The 18,514-nt window shown below is 38.0% G+C and carries 18 protein-coding genes, 1 pseudogene and 1 other annotated feature; of the genes and pseudogenes, 4 read left to right on the top strand and 15 right to left on the bottom strand.

Annotated features, from left to right (window positions below):
• Positions 1–8 precede the first annotated feature (8 nt).
• The 3 genes and pseudogenes from thpR to QFZ28_RS29720 form a co-directional block, all read right to left on the bottom strand.
• Entirely contained in the window at positions 9–575 is a 567-nt protein-coding gene (gene thpR / locus QFZ28_RS08150; RefSeq protein WP_307194163.1) for an RNA 2',3'-cyclic phosphodiesterase, read from the bottom strand.
• A 112-nt stretch (positions 576–687) separates the two neighbouring features.
• Positions 688–1,557, bottom strand: coding sequence for a D-amino-acid transaminase (gene dat, locus QFZ28_RS08145; RefSeq protein ID WP_307194162.1), 870 nt, complete (start codon positions 1,555–1,557; stop codon positions 688–690).
• Positions 1,539–1,751: pseudogene (locus QFZ28_RS29720) on the bottom strand (hypothetical protein); the annotation flags it as partial. The pseudogene QFZ28_RS29720 and the gene dat, both read right to left, overlap by 19 nt.
• Positions 1,752–2,150: 399 nt before the next feature.
• Here QFZ28_RS29720 and QFZ28_RS08140 point away from each other — a divergent pair.
• Together QFZ28_RS08140 and QFZ28_RS08135 are read left to right on the top strand one after the other, a co-directional pair.
• Positions 2,151–2,372, top strand: a complete 222-nt coding sequence (locus QFZ28_RS08140; RefSeq protein WP_063252171.1) for a DeoR family transcriptional regulator — start codon at positions 2,151–2,153, stop codon at positions 2,370–2,372.
• Between the two features lie 174 nt (positions 2,373–2,546).
• On the top strand, positions 2,547–3,881 hold the full coding sequence (locus tag QFZ28_RS08135; RefSeq protein WP_307194161.1) for an amino acid permease: 1,335 nt from the start codon (positions 2,547–2,549) through the stop codon (positions 3,879–3,881).
• 462 nt (positions 3,882–4,343) lie between these two features.
• On the opposite strand, the gene QFZ28_RS08130 is transcribed toward QFZ28_RS08135, so the two are convergent.
• Together QFZ28_RS08130 and speD are read right to left on the bottom strand one after the other, a co-directional pair.
• Positions 4,344–5,069, bottom strand: a complete 726-nt coding sequence (locus QFZ28_RS08130; RefSeq protein WP_307194160.1) for an AAA family ATPase — start codon at positions 5,067–5,069, stop codon at positions 4,344–4,346.
• 140 nt (positions 5,070–5,209) lie between these two features.
• Positions 5,210–6,016: an adenosylmethionine decarboxylase gene (gene speD / locus QFZ28_RS08125; RefSeq protein WP_307194159.1), complete on the bottom strand. Its 807-nt coding sequence runs from the start codon at positions 6,014–6,016 to the stop codon at positions 5,210–5,212.
• 183 nt (positions 6,017–6,199) lie between these two features.
• Here speD and QFZ28_RS08120 point away from each other — a divergent pair, with 183 nt between their 5' ends.
• Complete coding sequence (locus QFZ28_RS08120) at positions 6,200–6,646, top strand: Dps family protein (protein ID WP_307194158.1); 447 nt, start codon at positions 6,200–6,202, stop codon at positions 6,644–6,646.
• A gap of 28 nt (positions 6,647–6,674) precedes the next feature.
• Here QFZ28_RS08120 and QFZ28_RS08115 read toward each other — a convergent pair whose 3' ends face one another.
• Together QFZ28_RS08115 and QFZ28_RS08110 are read right to left on the bottom strand one after the other, a co-directional pair.
• A complete protein-coding gene (locus tag QFZ28_RS08115; protein WP_307194157.1) occupies positions 6,675–7,394 on the bottom strand; it encodes a 16S rRNA pseudouridine(516) synthase in 720 nt (239 codons plus the stop codon).
• 29 nt (positions 7,395–7,423) lie between these two features.
• Positions 7,424–9,046 carry a putative polysaccharide biosynthesis protein gene (locus QFZ28_RS08110; protein ID WP_307194156.1) on the bottom strand — a complete coding sequence of 541 codons (1,623 nt, stop codon included), beginning with the start codon at positions 9,044–9,046 and terminating at the stop codon, positions 7,424–7,426.
• A gap of 229 nt (positions 9,047–9,275) precedes the next feature.
• Between QFZ28_RS08110 and QFZ28_RS08105 the strand changes: the two genes are divergently transcribed.
• Positions 9,276–10,553 carry an NAD(P)/FAD-dependent oxidoreductase gene (locus QFZ28_RS08105; RefSeq protein WP_307196979.1) on the top strand — a complete coding sequence of 426 codons (1,278 nt, stop codon included), beginning with the start codon at positions 9,276–9,278 and terminating at the stop codon, positions 10,551–10,553.
• Positions 10,554–10,561: 8 nt separating this feature from the next.
• Here the strand turns inward: QFZ28_RS08105 and QFZ28_RS08100 are convergent, their stop codons facing one another.
• From QFZ28_RS08100 to QFZ28_RS08065, 8 genes are all read right to left on the bottom strand, one after another.
• Entirely contained in the window at positions 10,562–10,747 is a 186-nt protein-coding gene (locus QFZ28_RS08100) for a sporulation protein Cse60 (protein WP_095250855.1), read from the bottom strand.
• Positions 10,748–10,841: 94 nt separating this feature from the next.
• Positions 10,842–11,147: a rhodanese-like domain-containing protein gene (locus QFZ28_RS08095; protein ID WP_307194155.1), complete on the bottom strand. Its 306-nt coding sequence runs from the start codon at positions 11,145–11,147 to the stop codon at positions 10,842–10,844.
• Between the two features lie 50 nt (positions 11,148–11,197).
• Positions 11,198–13,615, bottom strand: coding sequence for a leucine--tRNA ligase (gene leuS / locus QFZ28_RS08090; protein WP_307194154.1), 2,418 nt, complete (start codon positions 13,613–13,615; stop codon positions 11,198–11,200).
• Positions 13,616–13,661: 46 nt separating this feature from the next.
• Positions 13,662–13,884: a binding site (T-box leader), on the bottom strand.
• Between the two features lie 126 nt (positions 13,885–14,010).
• A complete protein-coding gene (locus tag QFZ28_RS08085; RefSeq protein ID WP_307194153.1) occupies positions 14,011–15,198 on the bottom strand; it encodes an MDR family MFS transporter in 1,188 nt (395 codons plus the stop codon).
• A gap of 136 nt (positions 15,199–15,334) precedes the next feature.
• On the bottom strand, positions 15,335–15,577 hold the full coding sequence (locus QFZ28_RS08080) for a hypothetical protein (protein WP_373428052.1): 243 nt from the start codon (positions 15,575–15,577) through the stop codon (positions 15,335–15,337).
• Positions 15,578–15,787: 210 nt separating this feature from the next.
• Positions 15,788–17,248: an ammonia-forming cytochrome c nitrite reductase subunit c552 gene (locus QFZ28_RS08075; RefSeq protein WP_307194152.1), complete on the bottom strand. Its 1,461-nt coding sequence runs from the start codon at positions 17,246–17,248 to the stop codon at positions 15,788–15,790.
• Positions 17,249–17,250: 2 nt separating this feature from the next.
• The gene (locus tag QFZ28_RS08070; protein ID WP_307194151.1) at positions 17,251–17,775 is read right to left on the bottom strand and encodes a cytochrome c3 family protein; all 525 of its coding nucleotides are present in this window, start codon (positions 17,773–17,775) and stop codon (positions 17,251–17,253) included.
• Positions 17,776–17,806: 31 nt separating this feature from the next.
• Complete coding sequence (locus QFZ28_RS08065; RefSeq protein WP_307194150.1) at positions 17,807–18,418, bottom strand: hypothetical protein; 612 nt, start codon at positions 18,416–18,418, stop codon at positions 17,807–17,809.
• Positions 18,419–18,514 lie beyond the last annotated feature (96 nt).

Below are 18,514 nucleotides of genomic sequence, written 5' to 3'. Positions count from 1 at the left end.
AATTAATCTCATTCCAATTTGTATATTGTTTTTTCCTCATATTTAGGTGTTTTATCAAGATGTGTTTGATATAAAACTACTTCACTCACTTTAAAAAGAATCGGCTCGGGGTGAAGTTCGTTCCAAACATCGAGGAGATTTTTTTGAAAAGGTTTGTCCCCTTTCCATTTCCGCGCAAGGGTGATGTGAGGTTTAAAGGGTCTTGTTTCCAGTTGAAAACCAGCCTCTAAGCATGCCGTAAAAACTTTTTTTCGGACCATCTGTAAATCATTACTTTCCTTTGTATCTGCCCAAAAAATACGCGGAGAATCTTGCTTTCCAAAGATTCCAAGCTGGTTTATTTCCAATATAAATCCTTTTGACCCGCTTATTGTTCCGTGAACCTTCTCCATCGCGATCGTAAGTTTTTCCGAAGGGGCATTGCCTAGAAAAGCTAAAGTAATATGCAAATCTTCATGGTGAACCCAGCGGCTGAAAGGGAGAATTTCTTTTAACCTATCACTATTCTGTTTCATGATCAGCTTTGTTTCTTGTGGAATTTTGACCGCAAAGAAAAAATGTGTTTGCTTGTTCATACTTATCATTCCTTTTCCTATTTTAGACTATTTTTTCCAACATGTATGTATTTTACTGCTTCATACAAAAAGAAACGTGCACCAGACTTTTTATCTGCTGCACGCTTCTTCTTTACATTACGTTATCAACAAGTGCTCCACATTGTTTTTCAATTTCTTTTTCGAATAAATCTTGCAATTTTCGAGTGAGGTGTCCAGGGATGCCGGACCTAATTTTCTTACCGTCGATTTCAATTACGGGCATTACTTCAGCTGTTGTGCTTGATAAGAATACTTCTTCTGCTTCCTCGAGTTCAGTTAATGAAAATGTCCGTTCCTGCACTGGAATATTATTTTTGAAACAGAGATCTAATATAACATCTTTTGTAATTCCTTTTAATATTAGGTGGTTCGATTCATGGGTTATGACTGTCCCATTTTTCACCATAAAGATATTAGATGAACTGCCTTCAGTGACTTCCTGCCCGCGGTGCTGAATCGCTTCAAAACAACCTTGTTCGCTCGCTTTTTGTTTAGCTAACAGATTACCAAGTAAGTTTAAACTTTTAATATCACACCGAAGCCAGCGAATATCCTCGGTCAAAATTGTTTTTACTCCCGACTTGAGGTTTTCTAGCGGTCTTACACCGTTAATTGTATAGGCTACAAGGGTGGGTGTAACATTACCAGTTGGAAACAAATGATTCCGCGGCGCAGTTCCTCTTGTAACCTGCATATAAATATTTCCTGTTTGCAGGTTGTTTTTCTCTGTTAGTTCTTCTAACATTTCAGATAATTTTAGGCTCGTAAATGGTAAAGAGATCCCTATACTTTCAGCACTATCAGCGAATCTTTTTAAATGTTCCGTTAGTGTAAACATTTTTCCATTATAAACACGGATCACTTCGTAAACACCATCGCCAAATTGATAACCACGGTCTTCTATATCCACCTTCGCTTGTGAGCGGTCAATAATCTCTTCATTTAATAAGGCAAATTCCATTCTTCATTCCCCTTTTTACTTATTCTTATTGCAGCCAATTCATAAATTGCTTGTGCGTAGATTACAGTTGCTTTCAATAAGTCATTGATATCAATGTATTAATCTTTTTGGTGTGCAACATCCGGTCTGCCTGGAAATAATGGACCAAACGCAACTCCGATTAAATATGCCTTTTCTCCTGTATGTTCTTCATAGCCAGGATTTGTTATTTATATCCATGCAGATATTTTATCAATATTCATCAAAAAAACGAAATAATTTCCGCTATGGTCATTACAATCAATTTACTAAAAATTCAATCAATTTGTCATAAACTTAACGTTTACACCCATAGACTATAGTAAGAATCATGAAAGGGAGGGGAAAAGCCGAACAATTATTGTTACGAAGTTATGTTTTTTATGTAAATATTTCGCTAATGGTGGAAATTTTCAGAAATTGTGGGTACAATATGTGTAAGTCATCGGGGTATCCACTGCAACTATCTATTTATAAAAGGAGTTGTCTGCGGGAAGAAAATTACATACTAATCAAAGAGGCTGTCGGTAGAGGGATTAAGCCATAGGTTTGAAAAAAGGATAGGGAGTGGTTTTTTGAAACCTTCGACTAACCGGATGTTAAACCGCATCAAATGCATCTACATGTTTATTCGTAATAAAGGAACAGTCACGACGCAAGAACTTGTAGAGGAATTTGGTATCACTCCTCGCACCATACAACGAGATTTAAATGTTTTAGCCTATAACGACTTGGTAATAAGCCCAAGCCGCGGAAAATGGACGACAACACAAAAAAAAGTAAAAATGTCTTCGTAAAATATGAATAAACAATAAAAGCAAGCACGTACGTGAAATTTTCGCGAGCGTGCTTGCTTTTATTGTTTAAATAAGGTTGAATATCTATTATAATATGATATATTACTATAATACTTTAGCACTTAAAAGCGTTTAAGTAAGATAGTGATAATTTTTAGATAAAGGCAGGACAACATGGAAAATAATCATCATGAACTAAAAAAAGGATTACTGCCACGGCATGTTCAGTTTATTGCTTTAGCTGGCATGATTGGCACAGGGATTTTTAAAGGCAGTTCCGATACGTTAAATATAGCGGGGCCTAGTGTTATCTTTACCTATCTTATTGGCGGGCTATTATTATTTATCGTCATGGCTGCTTTAGGTGAGATGGCGATTGCGTTTCCCAATCACAACGTACAGCTGCTTCTTTATCGAGCATTTGGCTTTAAGCTGTCGTTTATTACGGGCTGGTTATATTGGATTAACTGGACCATTGTGATTACCGTTGAATTATTAGCAGCAGGAAGTTTTCTGCAATTTTGGTATCCTTCTATACCGCTATGGCTTCTTAGCTTGATTTGTGCGGCGGTTATTATTGCCGTTAATTTATTCCCTGTAAAATATTTTGGAGAGCTTGAGTTTTGGTTTGCAGGAATAAAAATCATGGCATTAGTCGCTTTTATCTTTTTGGGGGCTCTTATCATTTTTGGGATTCTTCCTAGTAATATTGGGAATCCTCTAGCAAACTATACGGCACATGGCGGGTTCTTCCCTCATGGAGTCAGTGGTATGCTAAGTGCCTTTTTGGTTGTTATGTTTTCTTATGGCGGGGCTGAGTTAATTGGAGTTGCCGTAACTGAAACAAAGGACGCTGAGCGCGTTATGCCAAGTATCATTAAGGGTGCCGTATGGCGTGTTATTATTTTTTATATTTTCCCAATCATAATTATTTGTGGAATTATGCCTTGGAATAAGGTTACTGGTCAAGACAGTCCATTCGTTCAAGTTTTTACTATTACAGGTCTGCCAGGTGCAGCACATGTAATGAATTTTATTCTATTAACCGCCGTTCTCTCTGCGGCCAATTCGGGGATATATGCAACATCGAGAACGCTATTTTCAATGGCAAAAAGCGGAGTGGCCCCTAAAGGACTAATGAAAACCTCTAGTAGTGGAATACCTGTAATCGGTCTTTTAATTACTACTCTCTGTCTATTAGCAGGTGTATTCCTAGCTTATATCAGTCCTAGTAATATTATTAGTTACCTTATGACCATACCTGGTTTCACGATTATGATGGTTTGGATAGGGATTTGTGCCGCCCATTTAAAGCTGCGACCGCAGTATAAGGTTAAACCTTCGTTTCAAGTAAAATGGTACCCTGTTACCACAATCATCGCTATAGTATCATTAAGTTTAATCTTTATTGGGTTTATTTTAAATTTAAACAATGTAATTGGTTCGACAGTAGCCCTTGTTATAGTGGGAATGCTGGTAGTACTATCATTTATTGCAAAAAAGCTGTGATATCGATTCCTTTAAAGGGTTCCGTTTTGTCGAGTGTATTCTAATTAAAAGAAACAAGAATTGACGTATGGATTGGCATGCGTCTTTTTTTATTTATAAGGCTTAGTGGATACGTAGCTGCTGATTCTCACATCAACGTTCAATAAGGTCCTCACTTACTGGTTGGAGGATCGGGTTAAACACCTGAGCTACTAAATAGGCGGAAAAATTCCGCTTAATTAGGAATTAGTATTAAAAATGGCTTAAATAGACGGAGAGATTCCGCCTATTTGCTCAAAAAAATAGAAAATGAGGGATTTTGCTTTGATTAAGCGGAAAACCTCCGCTTATTTTACCCCTAAACAAGCTCCATTCTACATTTAACCGGAAAATCTCCGCTTATTTTACTTTTGCTGGTTACTTTATAAGGACAGGACATCTTACTAAATCATTCATTTAGGTATCACTGTTTTTTTGTTAGAGCTATTCGTCCTCTTTAAAAAGCTCATGAAGAAATCTGTTTCTATTTTCTAAAAAGTATTTTGTTATGCTGTAATGGTCTGTGTCTTCATAGTTTATCTTTGAAATTTCACCATTGTCGAAGCTGTAAATGTCTGCTTCTGGATACCCCATTAGTATAGGAGAATGAGTGGCAATGATAAACTGGGAATCACCTTTTGATTCGAGGTCATGAATGATTTTCAGGAGGGTTAATTGCCTTGCAGGAGATAATGCAGCCTCCGGTTCATCTAACAGATAAATTGCTTCCCCATTAAATCGATTTAAAAATAATGACAAAAAGGATTCTCCATGCGATTGTTGTAACAATGATTTTCCACCATAATCTTTAAATCCGTTTTCATCCACCTCATCAATATGGGTAGCAAAATGGTAAAATGATTCTGCACGTAAAAAGAAACCATTCGTTACTTTTGGCATCCAGGAAAGCCTTATGAATTGGCTAAGCTCAGAATCTGTTTCATACACATCATAAGAATTATTTCTTCCGCCGCCAGCTGTATGAAAGCCACATTTGTCCGCTATTGCTTCTAATAAAGTAGATTTCCCCGACCCATTTTCTCCTACAAAAAAGGTGACGTTCCTGTCTATTTTAATCTCATCAAGGTTCTCAATTGCTGGTATGGAAAAGGGGTAGAGGTTAAAGGTTGGAATCTTTTCTTTTAACAATGTCACTTTTTTTAAGAACATACTATTCTCCTACTTATTAAAATCTTATGAATTCCATTTTACACCATCAACGCAAAAAAGCAGCCTTACTTTTTAGTAAAGCTGCGTGCTTTCTTTTTGGCCACCATTCGACATATATAAGCAATCAGTAAAATTGTCATTTATTGGATGTTCTTGCCATAAAAAATTTCATCCATTTCAACCTTTATTCTCTCGGTAATTTCAATTAACTCTTCTGGTTGTAATGTTTCTTTTTTATAGCCAAATAAATAGTTGTTTAAATCAAATTCCCGAAGTTTACACTTGGTATGGAAGATATTTTCTTGATAGACATTTACATCAATCATGTCGAATAGTTCGCCAACATCCTCAGGTATATAATTCTGAATCGAGCTGATTTCATGATCAATAAATAATTTATATCCGTCCTTATCTCTTGTAAAACCACGTACACGATAATCAATTATCATGACGTCTGTTTCAAACGATCGGATTAAATAATGAAGTGCTTTTAACGGTGAAATTTCTCCACAGGTTGATACATCGATATCTGCCCGGAAGGTGCTTATTCCTTCATCCGGATGATACTCAGGGTATGTATGCACAGTGATATGACTCTTATCTAACTGCAGCACTACTGATCCTGGCAGCGGTCCTGGTGACTCCTCAAAATGTTCTAAAGGAGCATTTTCAACAGGACCCTCCGATACAAGAAGCGTTACACTTGCGCCAGCTGGTTCAAAGTCCTGACTCGCTACGTTTAATACATGTGCACCAATAATATCTGATACATGAGTTAATATTTTTTGTAATCTTTCGGCACTATATTGTTCATCAATATATTTTAAATACGCCTCACGCTCTTCCCTTGAACGTGTGTAACAAATATCGTACATATTAAAGCTTAATGATTTGGTCAAATTATTAAAACCATGTAATTCAATGGTTTCTTTAGGTGTCAGTTTCATGTGACCTTCCCCCTTTTGGTTTTCAGTGGGATTCTGTAGTAAATATTTTTAGATTACCCATTTTCATAAATTGTTACTTACATTTATCAAACTAACCTTATTTATAATTATTATAATTTAATATTTACTTTTAATTAATATGTGTTATAATTAAAACAGATAATAAATTAGGAGGAATGAACAATGACACAAACATTGACACTAGAACAGGTTATGAATCAACAACTCGCAAACTGGAATGTACTATATACAAAATTGCATCGTTTCCACTGGTATGTAAAAGGACCACACTTCTTCACCTTGCATGAAAAATTTGAAGAATTGTATGAAGAAGCGGCAAGAACTATCGATGAATTGGCAGAACGATTATTAATCACTGGCGGCAAGCCAATCTCAACATTAAAAGAATACATCCAATTTGCATCTATTGGGGAAACTTCTGAAAAATTATCAGCTGAAGAAATGGTACAAGCTATTGTTAATGATTACTCACAAATTATTTCGGAATTAAAGGCCGGTAAAGAGGCAGCCGAACAGGAAAATGATGAGGTTACAAGCGATATGTTCACGGAATTAATTGAAAAACTGAGTAAGCATAATTGGATGTTAACATCCTTTCTTCAAGCGTAAAAAGGACAAGGCAGCTGCCTTGTCCTTTTTACTTTACTTGGTAATTCCTTAGCATCTCTATCTCATCATCCATTAGTTCTCTGTACTCCCCTAATTCTAGGGTTTCATCTAGGAGTAATGGTCCCATGGAAATACGTTTCAAATAGACCACTTTTTTTCCTACTGCTTCAAACATTCTTTTCACTTGATGGAACTTTCCCTCGGTTATGGTCAACTCAATGTCCGATCGTATACCAGACTTCAGTATTTTCAGCTCACCAGGTTTTGTTTCGTATCCATCATCAAGGGTAACTCCCTCTGCAAAAGCCTTTACGTCTTCATCGGTTACTTCTCTGTCTATCACTGCAAAGTAAGTCTTGGGTACATGCTTTTTGGGTGAAAGCAGGCGATGGGCCAATTGACCATCATTGGTGATCAATAATAAGCCTTCGGTATCTTTGTCCAATCTTCCAACTGGAAACGGTTCATATACTTGGTCTTCTAGTTCCAATAAATCAATAACGGTTTCCTGAGCGCTGTCCTCTGTTGCTGACAGTACTCCTTGAGGCTTGTTCATCATTAAATAGATAAATTCTTTATATTCAATTACTTCACCATTTAAGGTAACACTTTGTTTATTTGTATCTACATGCTGTTTTGGATCTTTCACAACAACATCGTCAACTTTAACAGCTCCGCTTTTTAAAAGCTGCTTTACTTCTTTACGGCTGCCATACCCTAAGTTGGCAAGCATTTTATCGATTCTCAAAGCGTAATCCTCCTTCTTTTTTTAGGAGTTTAATTGGTCATTCTTAATTTTCGTTTTATTCGGTCAACCCTGTCACCAAATAGTCTGTTTACAAGACCAGATTTTAATCCTAGGTAAAAATAGATAACAGCTCCTACCGCTGCACAGGCAATGATAATGATTAGTGACTGGAACTTAGAATCCGGAGTTAGAACCAACAATAGCAGTTGATAAACGATTTCAGTCCCTGCCCACATGAGTCCAGCAAAGATGACAATTAACAAACTCCTTCTCCAAACAAATAAGAATGGATATTTTGCATAATTTTTAATAACGAATAATTGAATCAATATAGCTCCGATATATCCAATTGCTGTTGCATACACTGCCCCTCTTGTTTCAAACATAGTAATCAGAGAAATATTTAGCGACAATTTAATTAGTAATCCTACCAACAAACTTAAAACTGTCCAACGTTGTTCATTGATTCCCTGTAATATCGAACTAGTCACTAAAAATAAAGAAAAAAGAATTCCAACTGGGGCATAGGCTCTTAGTACTTCGAATCCAAGCTCCTTATGCTCATAAAATACTGTGTAAATAGGCTCTGCTAATAATGAAAGTCCGATTGCAGCCGGCAGTGTTAAGAATAATAAGACTTGAAAGGTTTGATTTAATTGCTGCCTTAACGCTTTCTGGTCACCTTCCACAAATGCCTTGGTGATACTCGGAACAAGAGCCAATGAGAACCCTGTCGCAAGAGAAACAGGGATGATGACGATTTTATGTGATTCAAAATTTAGAATGGAGAATGCAGCTTCAGCTGCCTTGTAGCTATGACCTATCCCCTCCATCGCCCGTGTAAAGGTAACTTGATCAATCGCTTGAAATAACGGGTTAGCAACCCCAACAAAGACAAAGGGAGCCGCATAGATGATAATTTCTTTATAAATTTCCTTTAACGATACCTGTACTGTACCTTTATCTTGTTCAAGAAGCTGGTCTAGATGCGGTTTCCGTTTATACCAGTACCAAAATAAAACGACTAGACTCCCAATGGCCCCTACAAACGCCGCAAAGGTCGCAACACTAACTGCGGTTACAATACTACCATCTAAAAAGTTGATGACTATATAGGCCCCTGCAAGTAAGAAGGTAATCCGGATAATCTGTTCCACCACTTGGGAAACAGCTGATGGCCCCATTGATTGATGTCCTTGAAAGAATCCTCTAATCAAACTCATAAACGGTATAACGATCAATGCAAAACTTACCGCACGGATAACAGTAATGATATCCTGAACTCTTGATTCGACATCATCTTTTTCTGCTATAATCATGTTAGCTATAAGTGGTGCCGAAAAATACAATATTAAAAACGAAGCTATACCTGTCAACAGCATCATAACTAGTCCAGATTTAAACAATTTTCGCCCAACTGCATATTCTTCAAGTGCATTATACTTTGAGATAAATTTTGAAACAGCAAGCGGTACGCCGGCTGTGGCAATACTAATAAAGATCGTGTACGGTATGTAAGAATATTGGTACAACGCTGTTCCTTCTGAATCTACAATTTGATAAAAGGGTATGACATATAATAAGCCAAGTACCTTAGAAATAATAGTACCCAATGTTAAGATAAACGTTCCTCTTATAAGCTTTGACGACATATGATTAGGATCCCTTCCCAGTGAAGAAAAAGTTTGTGTGCATATGAGCAAACTTTTGGTAAACACAATTTTTGCACACTATTAGTAGTTTACATCTCTTTTTGCTGCGATGCCACTAACAGCCGTGCTAAATTTCGTAAAAATAACTGCCTATCCGTTTTCTTTTTATTCATAGTGTTTATAATGAAATAATGTACAAGAAATGAATTTACATAAAGTTGGTGGAAGTATGCAATACGATGTTGTTGTAATCGGCGGGGGACCATCGGGCTTAATGGCTGCGATTGCCGCTGGAGAAAAGGGATTAAAGGTCCTATTGATTGATAAAGGAGACAAGCTTGGAAGGAAGCTGGCGATTTCCGGCGGAGGACGCTGTAATGTTACCAATCGGCTCCCTGTTGAGGAAATCATTAAACACTTGCCTGGCAATGGGAAGTTTTTATACAGTGCTTTTTCTATTTTTAGTAATGAAGATATTATCAATTTCTTTGAAAAGTTAGGTATTGAATTAAAAGAAGAAGACCATGGCAGGATGTTCCCGGTATCGAATAAAGCACAATCAGTAGTCGATGCCCTTTTGACACATTTAGAAAAGCTGCAGGTGAAGGTTTACACCAATAGTCCAGTTGCGGACGTTGTTTATAAAGAAGGTCATGTTTCTGCTGTCAAATTAAAAAACGGTACTGAAATAGAAGCAAAATCTGTTGTTATAGCAGTCGGTGGTAAATCAGTGCCTCATACCGGCTCTACTGGAGACGGCTATGCCTGGGCTGAAAAAGCCGGACATACCATTACGGAACTTTTTCCTACTGAGGTGCCTGTCACCTCAAATGAACCCTTTATTAAAAATAAATCACTCCAGGGTCTATCATTACGGGATATTGAATTAAGTGTACTGAATCCAAAAGGGAAAGCGATTATTACTCATAGGATGGATATGATCTTTACCCACTTTGGGCTGAGTGGTCCAGCAGTCCTTCGCTGCAGTCAATTTGTAGTAAAGGCTATGAAAAAATGGAAGTTAAATGAGGCTGTCATGAGTTTAGATGTGATACCAGATAAAAAAGAAGAAGAGTTTTTTCAAGAAATTGTGAAACTCGTAAAAAGCGAACCGAAAAAAAGCATTAAAAACACACTAAAAGGACTAGTCCCTGAACGATATCTATTGTTTCTGCTGGAGCGTAATGAAATTGACCCTTTAGAACAGGGTGCAACGATTTCAAATGAAAAAATTCGCACCTTTGTAAAAAGCTGCAAACAATTCTTGATTAAAGTAAATGGTACCTTACCGTTAGAAAAAGCATTCGTAACGGGCGGCGGCGTTTCCGTGAAAGAAATAGAGCCTCAGACAATGGCTTCAAAATTGATGAAAGGTCTCTATTTTTGCGGTGAGATTCTTGATGTCCATGGCTATACCGGCGGCTATAACATCACTTCAGCGTTAGTTACGGGAAGACTCGCTGGAACCAATGCTGCTCTTTTTGCAAAAAAACAATATAAGGCATGATGTTATCATCATGCCCTATAGATAATCATCGCTGAAAAACAATAGATTTGTTCTTCCTCTTCATCCTCCGTTATGGCAGCTACATTATACTTAATATCCATTAACTGCTTTTCATCAATTCCTTTTAAAAAACGGTTCATTTCTTTTTCTAAATCCTTTTCATGCTCGCGGTCAAACAACTTTACCTGAATCATATGTTTCTCCCTTTCTGTTTTTATTTCATTATTTCCATCTTTTCTGAAAATTAAAAATAAATGGTATAAAAAAAACGATTCCGCATTGGAATCGTTACTTTGTTTCTCCCGTCCATTCAAGCATGCCGCCAATCATATTGCGAACCTTGTAACCTTGGTCCTTAAGATAGTAGCAGACATTTTCGCTTCTTCGGCTAGAACGGCATATAAAGATATATTCTTTATCTTTGTCAAAATAGTCAAGGTTAGCTGGAATTTCGCCCATTCTAATATGTTTGGCTCCTGGTATCATTCCTTGTGCTACTTCCTCATCTTCCCTAACATCAACAAGCTCAAGTTTTTCCCCCTGCTCGAGCTTTTTCTTTAATTCTTCTGGCGTAATAATCTGAATTTCTTCCATCTTTCCCACCCCTATTTACGGTTTCCCCCTGTTTGAAAGGGGGAATCCAATTAATTAGCTACAATATTAACAAGTTTACCAGGAACAGTAATGACTTTGCGAATGGTTTTTCCTTCGATTTGTTCCTTTACTCGATCATCATCCATCGCAATTCCTTCTAATGCTTCTTTGCTGGCGTCTGTTGGAACTAGTAATTTAGTCTTTACCTTCCCGTTCACTTGTATAACAATTTCAACTTCATCATCAACTAATTTAGCTTCATCATAAGCAGGCCATGTTTCGTAAGAAATAGTACCACTATGGCCCAACTTTTCCCAAAGTTCTTCAGCAACATGCGGGGCCACCGGGGCAAGCATTTTAACAAAGCCTTCCATGTAGTGCTTTGGAAGAACAGTTGATTTATAAGCTTCATTAATAAACACCATCATTTGCGAAATCGCTGTATTAAATCTCAAGCCCTCGTAATCCTCTGTTACCTTTTTTACGGTTTGGTGATAAACCTTTTCTAAATTCGAGGCATCTTCATTCTCCTGAATCTTTGGATTTAATTCACCATTTTCCTCTACTATCAAACGCCAGATACGATCTAAGAAACGACGAGATCCATCAAGTCCATTTGTTGACCAAGCAATGGAAGCATCAAGTGGTCCCATGAACATTTCATACAAGCGAAGTGTATCCGCACCATGACTGTCAACAATATCATCAGGATTTACAACATTTCCTTTTGACTTACTCATTTTTTCATTATTTTCACCTAAGATCATTCCCTGGTTAAATAGCTTTTGGAATGGTTCTTTTGTTGATACAACTCCAATATCATAAAGGACTTTGTGCCAGAAACGAGCGTACAATAAGTGAAGAACTGCATGTTCGGCACCGCCGATGTATACATCAACAGGAAGCCAGTGTTCTAATTTTTCCTTTGAAGCAAGTGCTTGATCATTCTTCGGATCAATATAGCGTAAATAATACCAGCAGCTTCCTGCCCATTGTGGCATTGTATTTGTTTCACGACGCCCCTTCTTACCTGTTTCAGGATCTACGACGTTTACCCAATCCTCAATAACAGCTAGCGGTGATTCTCCCGTTCCAGAAGGTTTGATATTCTTTGTTTTCGGTAAGGTTAATGGCAGCTGGTCTTCAGGAACTGCTGTCATTGTGCCATCTTCCCAATGGATAATTGGAATCGGCTCACCCCAATAACGTTGGCGGCTGAACAACCAATCGCGTAGACGGAACGTTACCTTTTTCGTACCAATCCCCTTCTCTTCCAACCAAGAAATCATCTTCGTGATTGCTTCTTCTTTATTTAAGCCATTTAAGAAATCAGAATTAATATGTTCACCGTCGCCTGTGTAAGCTTCAGTTTCAATATCTCCGCCTGCTACAACGGGTATAATTGGAAGGTCAAATTGTTTCGCAAATTCATAGTCTCGCTCATCATGTGCCGGAACAGCCATGATCGCTCCAGTTCCATAGCTTACTAATACATAGTCTGCAATCCAGATTGGCATTTTCTCACCATTAACCGGGTTGATTGCATAAGCACCGGTAAATACGCCGGTTTTTTCTTTTGCCAAGTCAGTACGCTCAAGATCACTCTTCGTTTTGACTTTGTCTAAATAAGCGTCTACCGCAGCACGCTGCTCGGCTGTTGTAATTTTATCGACAAAAGAGTGCTCTGGTGCAAGGACAGCGTAGGTTGCACCAAAAAGAGTATCAGGACGAGTCGTAAACACAGTAAATGTTTCATCATGTCCATCAATCGCAAAGGTTACTTCAGCACCTTCAGAACGACCGATCCAGTTGCGCTGCATTTCTTTAAGGCTCTCTGGCCAGTCAAGCTCTTCTAAGTCCTCAAGTAAACGATCACCGTAAGCAGTAATTTTTAACATCCACTGCTTCATTGGTCTGCGTTCAACCGGATGGCCTCCACGCTCACTTTTACCATCAATCACTTCTTCGTTAGCTAATACGGTGCCAAGTGCCGGGCACCAGTTAACAGCTACTTCATCAATATACGCAAGACCTTTTTCCCAAAGTTTCAAGAAGATCCATTGCGTCCATTTATAATAGTCTGGATCTGTTGTATTTACTTCCCGGTCCCAGTCGTAAGAGAAACCTAACGATTTAATTTGTCTTCTGAACGTATTAATATTCTGCTCTGTGAACTCTGCAGGGTCGTTTCCGGTATCCAACGCATATTGTTCTGCAGGTAATCCGAATGCATCCCAGCCCATTGGATGTAAAACATTATAACCTTGCATTCTTTTTAAGCGTGCAAGAATATCTGTAGCGGTATAGCCTTCAGGGTGTCCTACATGTAGTCCTGCTCCCGATGGATATGGAAACATATCTAATGCGTAGAATTTTGGTTTATCGAATTCTTCATTTGTTTTAAATGTTTTTTCTGTTTCCCATTTCTTTTGCCACTTTTTCTCGATATGCTGATGATCGAAACTCATTGTTAGTTCCTTCTTTCCTTAAAAAATAAAAAACCCCTCATCCCAAAAAAGGGACGAGAGGATTGCTTATGTATCTTCCCGCGGTACCACCCACATTAGTGTCGTTAACACTCGCTCATTCATCCTTAACGCGGAATACGGCAAACATTACTGTTCCTTCATGTTTGCAACTCATAGGCGAGTTCATGATGTACCCGATTGACTTCCACCAGCCGTCAACTCTCTATAAACAGGTATGAATCACTACTACTCCTAGTCACCGTTATTAATTATAAAAGTATTACGGTTATTGTATTAAATTTCCCAGCAGTATGCAAGTAACATTTACCTAAATCAGTTTGACCTATTCATATTATTTTTATACAAAAAAAGCCCCCAATTGGAGGCCGGTAATGTTATGAAAGTTTCACTTTTAATTTCTTTTCCGTTTTCAATATACGTTCATAGGTTAATGTAGTTATTATGGCAATACCAAATAGTGCGATTAACACATAAAATAATGCAGAAATACTATAGACATCAACAAGAACTCCGCCTAGTAATGGACCAATCATTCTTCCTCCGGTAGCGGTACTATTGACAATCCCTTGATAAAACCCTTCCCGTCCCTTTGGGGCTAAGTCAAAAGCAATCGTTGGTACCGCCGGCCAAATAAACATTTCTCCAATGGTTAAGATCATCATCGCCACTAAGAATCCTGAAAATGCATGCGCGTTTCCGGCAATCAGGAACGAAACGATAAAAATGGCAATCCCGATTACTATTTGTACCTTCAGTGTAGTAGCCATACGCTTAAGCAAGCCATTTAATAATGGCTGGCCAAGGACAATTAATGCACCGTTTATCGTCCATAATAGGCTGTATTGCGATAATGAAATATTAATTTCCTGAGTATAAGAAGCAATCGTTGTCATCCATTGAACATAGCCAACCCAGCATAGTAAATAACCTAAACATAAAATCAATAATGCAAGGAGATTTTTTTGACTTTTTACAAGTGCTGCCTCCTGGAGGCTATTCGCTTGTTTAACCTCACCCGTTGAAATCCCTTTATAGCCAAAAACAGCGATTAGTAAAAAAATAATATACATAACGGTGTTAGCAAGGAAGATTAATTCGAATGAGTAATCCGCAAGAATGCCTCCGAGTGCGGCACCAACCGCTACTCCAAGGTTTTGGGCAATATAAATGGCGTTAAAGGACTTACGTCCGCCTTCCTTCCAAACCATTCCCGCCATCGCATACATGGCTGGGAAAGTGACTCCGCTGCCAAATCCAATAATCGTAAGAAAAACAATATATTCCGGCCAGCCATGCCAGAACGTTAACCCAACGAGTGCTGAAAGGGAGATACATATTCCTAGAAGAATTGATTTGTAGCCGCCGATTTTATCAAAAAGACTGCCCCCATAAAGATTTCCAATAACGCTCGCTGCCGAGTTCAACATTAAAACTAACCCGGCCATCGATAATGACTTACCTAAATGATCGTGAATATAGATTGTATTTAAAGGCCATAAAAAAGAATTGCCTGTTACATTCACTGCCATCCCTATAATTAACAGCCATAAGGCACGCGGCATGAAAAACGCTCCTTTATCATTCTCTTATTTCGAGTTCCAAAAGATATTTTATTCTGAATCCCGTTTTCACGCAATCCTTTTCCAAATTGTTTTAATAATAAAAAAAAGCCCTTTAATAGGACCTCTAGAATCTTAATTATCTCTTTTTCTTCTTCGCTAGATCGGCAGCTACAGGTTTATTTTTGACAACCACTTTTTCTACCGTAATTTGTACATGTACATGTTTGTCATCAACCTGATTAACACTAGTGACCTTCCCTTTACGACCTTTAATAGTAATGGCATCCCCAACGGCTGGAGCACTTCCAAGAAGCTGATTCACAAGCTCCTCTTTGTTCTCAAAAAAGTGAACAACATACATGAACCTCACCTTTTTCATATTGGATTTTCCATATAAATATTTAAATTCCTTCCATTTTAGACCAATACCAAATAAGTTTTATTGACAGCCCGACATCATTTGGTCACAATAACAACAGAAAACACTGTTCCACAAATAGAAACAGTGTTTTCTGTAAGATATTTTATGGACTCTTTCTTAAAGAACTTAATCCTTCTTGGCGGGACGGTTACGTTTTTATGAAAGGGTCTACTTTTTTACTGCTGGTACTACTGGCTGCTGAGCAGGGAAATAGCTGTTTACAGCATGATCCTTTTTCTTCTCGTTAACCGTTTCAGCTTGGACAGCAGTTTTCACTTTTTCAATTTCAGAATTAAGTTCTTCAAGGCTGACACCTTTTTTCACTAGCTCTTCTGTTGCTAGGCGAATGGCATTGTTTGATTGTACAACTGATTCTCTTAAAGAATCCATAGAGCCTTGTGGATTGTGGAAGCCTGAAGAGTTTTCAGCTGCAATAATATCCCAGAACCATTGACCTTTACGCACAAATTCTTGAGCCTGCTTAATCTTGTCTTGGCTGACTCCAGAAGTAATCATCTTATTAATATAATAGTGAGCAGTGGTTGAGATATCCTGCGCTTCATGTAAGGCACTTACGTTTGCATCTTGGATTTCAATTACACGATCTTTTAGCTTGTCTAAATCTCTATCACCATGACATTGGCCGCAAGATGTATCCATTGTTTTAAGCGGTGAAGTCCAATAGTGTGAAGTGATTTTTCTTTTTCCATCTACACGCTCATATGGCATATGACAGTCAGCACAGGATACATTTGCCTTACCATGTGTTCCGCCGGCATGTGTTTCATATTCTGGGTGCTGTGCTTTTAACATTGGTGTACCAGAAATATTGTGAACCCAGTCTTTTTCAAAGCCGTTTTCTTTTGCTATTGTATTATAGTATTCATACATATCTTCAGGCTTAAAACCATTATCCCAAGGGAAAGTTACTTCGCTGTTATCTGCGGCGAAGTGATATTCTACATGGCACTGACCGCAAACATAGCTGCGCATTTCATTCTTAGTTGGATTTGAAGTATCAATTCCCTGCGCTTCTAAAGCTTTGTAGAAGCTTGGACGTGTAACACGTAAGTCCATTGTTTCGGGATCATGGCAATCAGAACATCCAATTGGCGAGTGTCCCATTGCTTCCCCTTTTGGCCAAATTTCTGCATTAAAATTGGCTCCCCAATAATCGTCGCCCATTTCTTCAATCATTTGAGGGACTGCTGTTGATTTACATGTATAACAAGAACCAACAGATTTATCGGTTATGCGTTTAATATCCCTTACATCTTCCAAAGCATATACGTGACCACGGTCTTCATTGTATTCAGTAGCAAATCCATAACCGTTAAAAAGTACTGGAAGTAACGGTTCCTTATCAGGGTCGTACTTGCTTCGTTTTTCGGAACCATTGTATTTGGTATCTTCCATTTTTTCATTTTTCATATAGCTATTATATTGAAGTGGAAATAACTCTTTAAACGCTTCATTACTTATTTCATCCTTAGAAAGGCCTGTTTCCCCCGTAGCTTCCTTAGCACTTGCCGTCTTTTCACCTTCATTCTCACTGGAGTTGCTGCAGCCAGTAATGATGAGAACAAATACTAGTAGAAGGAGGTATGCCCCATAGCGGAACCTATTCATTCTTAAAATCCTCCCTTATTTTTTAATAGCTCACCAGACTTAGGCGGCTGATCATAACTATCGTCTTTAAAATCGCTTCCATGTGGTACTGTTTGGTGACATGACATACAGTTTTCTTTTGCATCATGCGAGACATTATTAACGGTGCTACTATGACATTCTGCACAGTTTTTATTAATTACCCTCAATGTCCGTGTTGTCGCATAAATTCTATCTGGTATATCTTCAGTACCCAGGGTGTTATAAAAAATATGTGTCATCCCGGCGCGGCCCTTAAAAAATAATTTCCCTACCTCACTCTCATGTGGTAAATGGCAGTCGTTACACTGCAATTCTGCATGAGTCGAATCTACAAATGACGTATAAACTGATTTCATGGTATGACAGTTTTGACAAAAACCAGGTGAGTCTAGGTAAGCCATTGTTTTAACAGTCCCAAAGGAAAAGAGTACGCCAGCTAAAAGAGCACCTAAGATCAACACTCTTTTATCAATTGCCAGTAATTTTTTAAATGATTTTTTTAACATCCTTTCACCTCCCATAATATTGATCTTCTCTCTAATTTATTGAATAAAGTACTGAGTACTTTATTGCCAAAAGGAATGGTCTTGCCCAGCTAATTCTTCCTGCGTTTGCTTTTAACAAAATAGGTAAACGCACCGGCAGCCAGTAACCCTGCTCCACTAACCGCAGCAATAGAAAGAATAGCGGGGCTTTTTTTATTGACTGAGCTGTCATTATGCTATCGGTATAAAATTCAACAACGAATTTATATACATCATTTGGTTGAATTTCTTCACTTGTAGTCCAAGAAATAGTCCCTTTTTTTTGGTCGATTATGTACTCAATTTCATAGACCTTCGATAAATCGCTTGAATAATCAGCTACATAGCCAATTCGAAAATTCGTTTCTTCCATAGGCAGCGGCAGTTCAATTTTCCCCTTTTGCGGCTGTTCAGTAAGATTTCTCATGGTTCCTTGGTAGCCAATCAATAAGGGCGGTTTTTCTTTCTTAAAATCATTAGGATGGTATGAAAATTCCGGCATTACCTTTATTGAAAGTTCCTCCATAGTCAGGATGTTTTGATTTTCTTCTCCAGCAATCATTGCCGGGTTCAATAGCAGAAGAAAGCACAGCATTATATTTATGGAGAGCAGTAATTTTTTCATCGATTTACTTCCTTTCAAGCTTGTGAACTTTTTGTGAACTCATTCACAAGACTCAACATTTAAGACCATAAAAAGTCAGATTTCTTACCTTATTTA

Source organism: Neobacillus niacini (genome assembly GCF_030817695.1).
Taxonomy (GTDB): domain Bacteria; phylum Bacillota; class Bacilli; order Bacillales; family Cytobacillaceae; genus Neobacillus; species Neobacillus niacini_F.
This window is presented reverse-complemented; position numbering and strand designations above follow the sequence as displayed.

Coding starts and splice junctions, on each gene's coding strand:
- thpR (WP_307194163.1), bottom strand. CDS start 575: ATGAACAAGCAAACACATTTTTTCTTTGCGGTCAAAATTCCACAAGAA.
- dat (WP_307194162.1), bottom strand. CDS start 1,557: ATGGAATTTGCCTTATTAAATGAAGAGATTATTGACCGCTCACAAGCG.
- QFZ28_RS08135 (WP_307194161.1), top strand. CDS start 2,547: ATGGAAAATAATCATCATGAACTAAAAAAAGGATTACTGCCACGGCAT.
- QFZ28_RS08130 (WP_307194160.1), bottom strand. CDS start 5,069: ATGTTCTTAAAAAAAGTGACATTGTTAAAAGAAAAGATTCCAACCTTT.
- speD (WP_307194159.1), bottom strand. CDS start 6,016: ATGAAACTGACACCTAAAGAAACCATTGAATTACATGGTTTTAATAAT.
- QFZ28_RS08120 (WP_307194158.1), top strand. CDS start 6,200: ATGACACAAACATTGACACTAGAACAGGTTATGAATCAACAACTCGCA.
- QFZ28_RS08110 (WP_307194156.1), bottom strand. CDS start 9,046: ATGTCGTCAAAGCTTATAAGAGGAACGTTTATCTTAACATTGGGTACT.
- QFZ28_RS08105 (WP_307196979.1), top strand. CDS start 9,276: ATGCAATACGATGTTGTTGTAATCGGCGGGGGACCATCGGGCTTAATG.
- QFZ28_RS08100 (WP_095250855.1), bottom strand. CDS start 10,747: ATGATTCAGGTAAAGTTGTTTGACCGCGAGCATGAAAAGGATTTAGAA.
- QFZ28_RS08095 (WP_307194155.1), bottom strand. CDS start 11,147: ATGGAAGAAATTCAGATTATTACGCCAGAAGAATTAAAGAAAAAGCTC.
- leuS (WP_307194154.1), bottom strand. CDS start 13,615: ATGAGTTTCGATCATCAGCATATCGAGAAAAAGTGGCAAAAGAAATGG.
- QFZ28_RS08085 (WP_307194153.1), bottom strand. CDS start 15,198: ATGCCGCGTGCCTTATGGCTGTTAATTATAGGGATGGCAGTGAATGTA.
- QFZ28_RS08080 (WP_373428052.1), bottom strand. CDS start 15,577: ATGAAAAAGGTGAGGTTCATGTATGTTGTTCACTTTTTTGAGAACAAA.
- QFZ28_RS08075 (WP_307194152.1), bottom strand. CDS start 17,248: ATGAATAGGTTCCGCTATGGGGCATACCTCCTTCTACTAGTATTTGTT.
- QFZ28_RS08070 (WP_307194151.1), bottom strand. CDS start 17,775: ATGTTAAAAAAATCATTTAAAAAATTACTGGCAATTGATAAAAGAGTG.
- QFZ28_RS08065 (WP_307194150.1), bottom strand. CDS start 18,418: ATGAAAAAATTACTGCTCTCCATAAATATAATGCTGTGCTTTCTTCTG.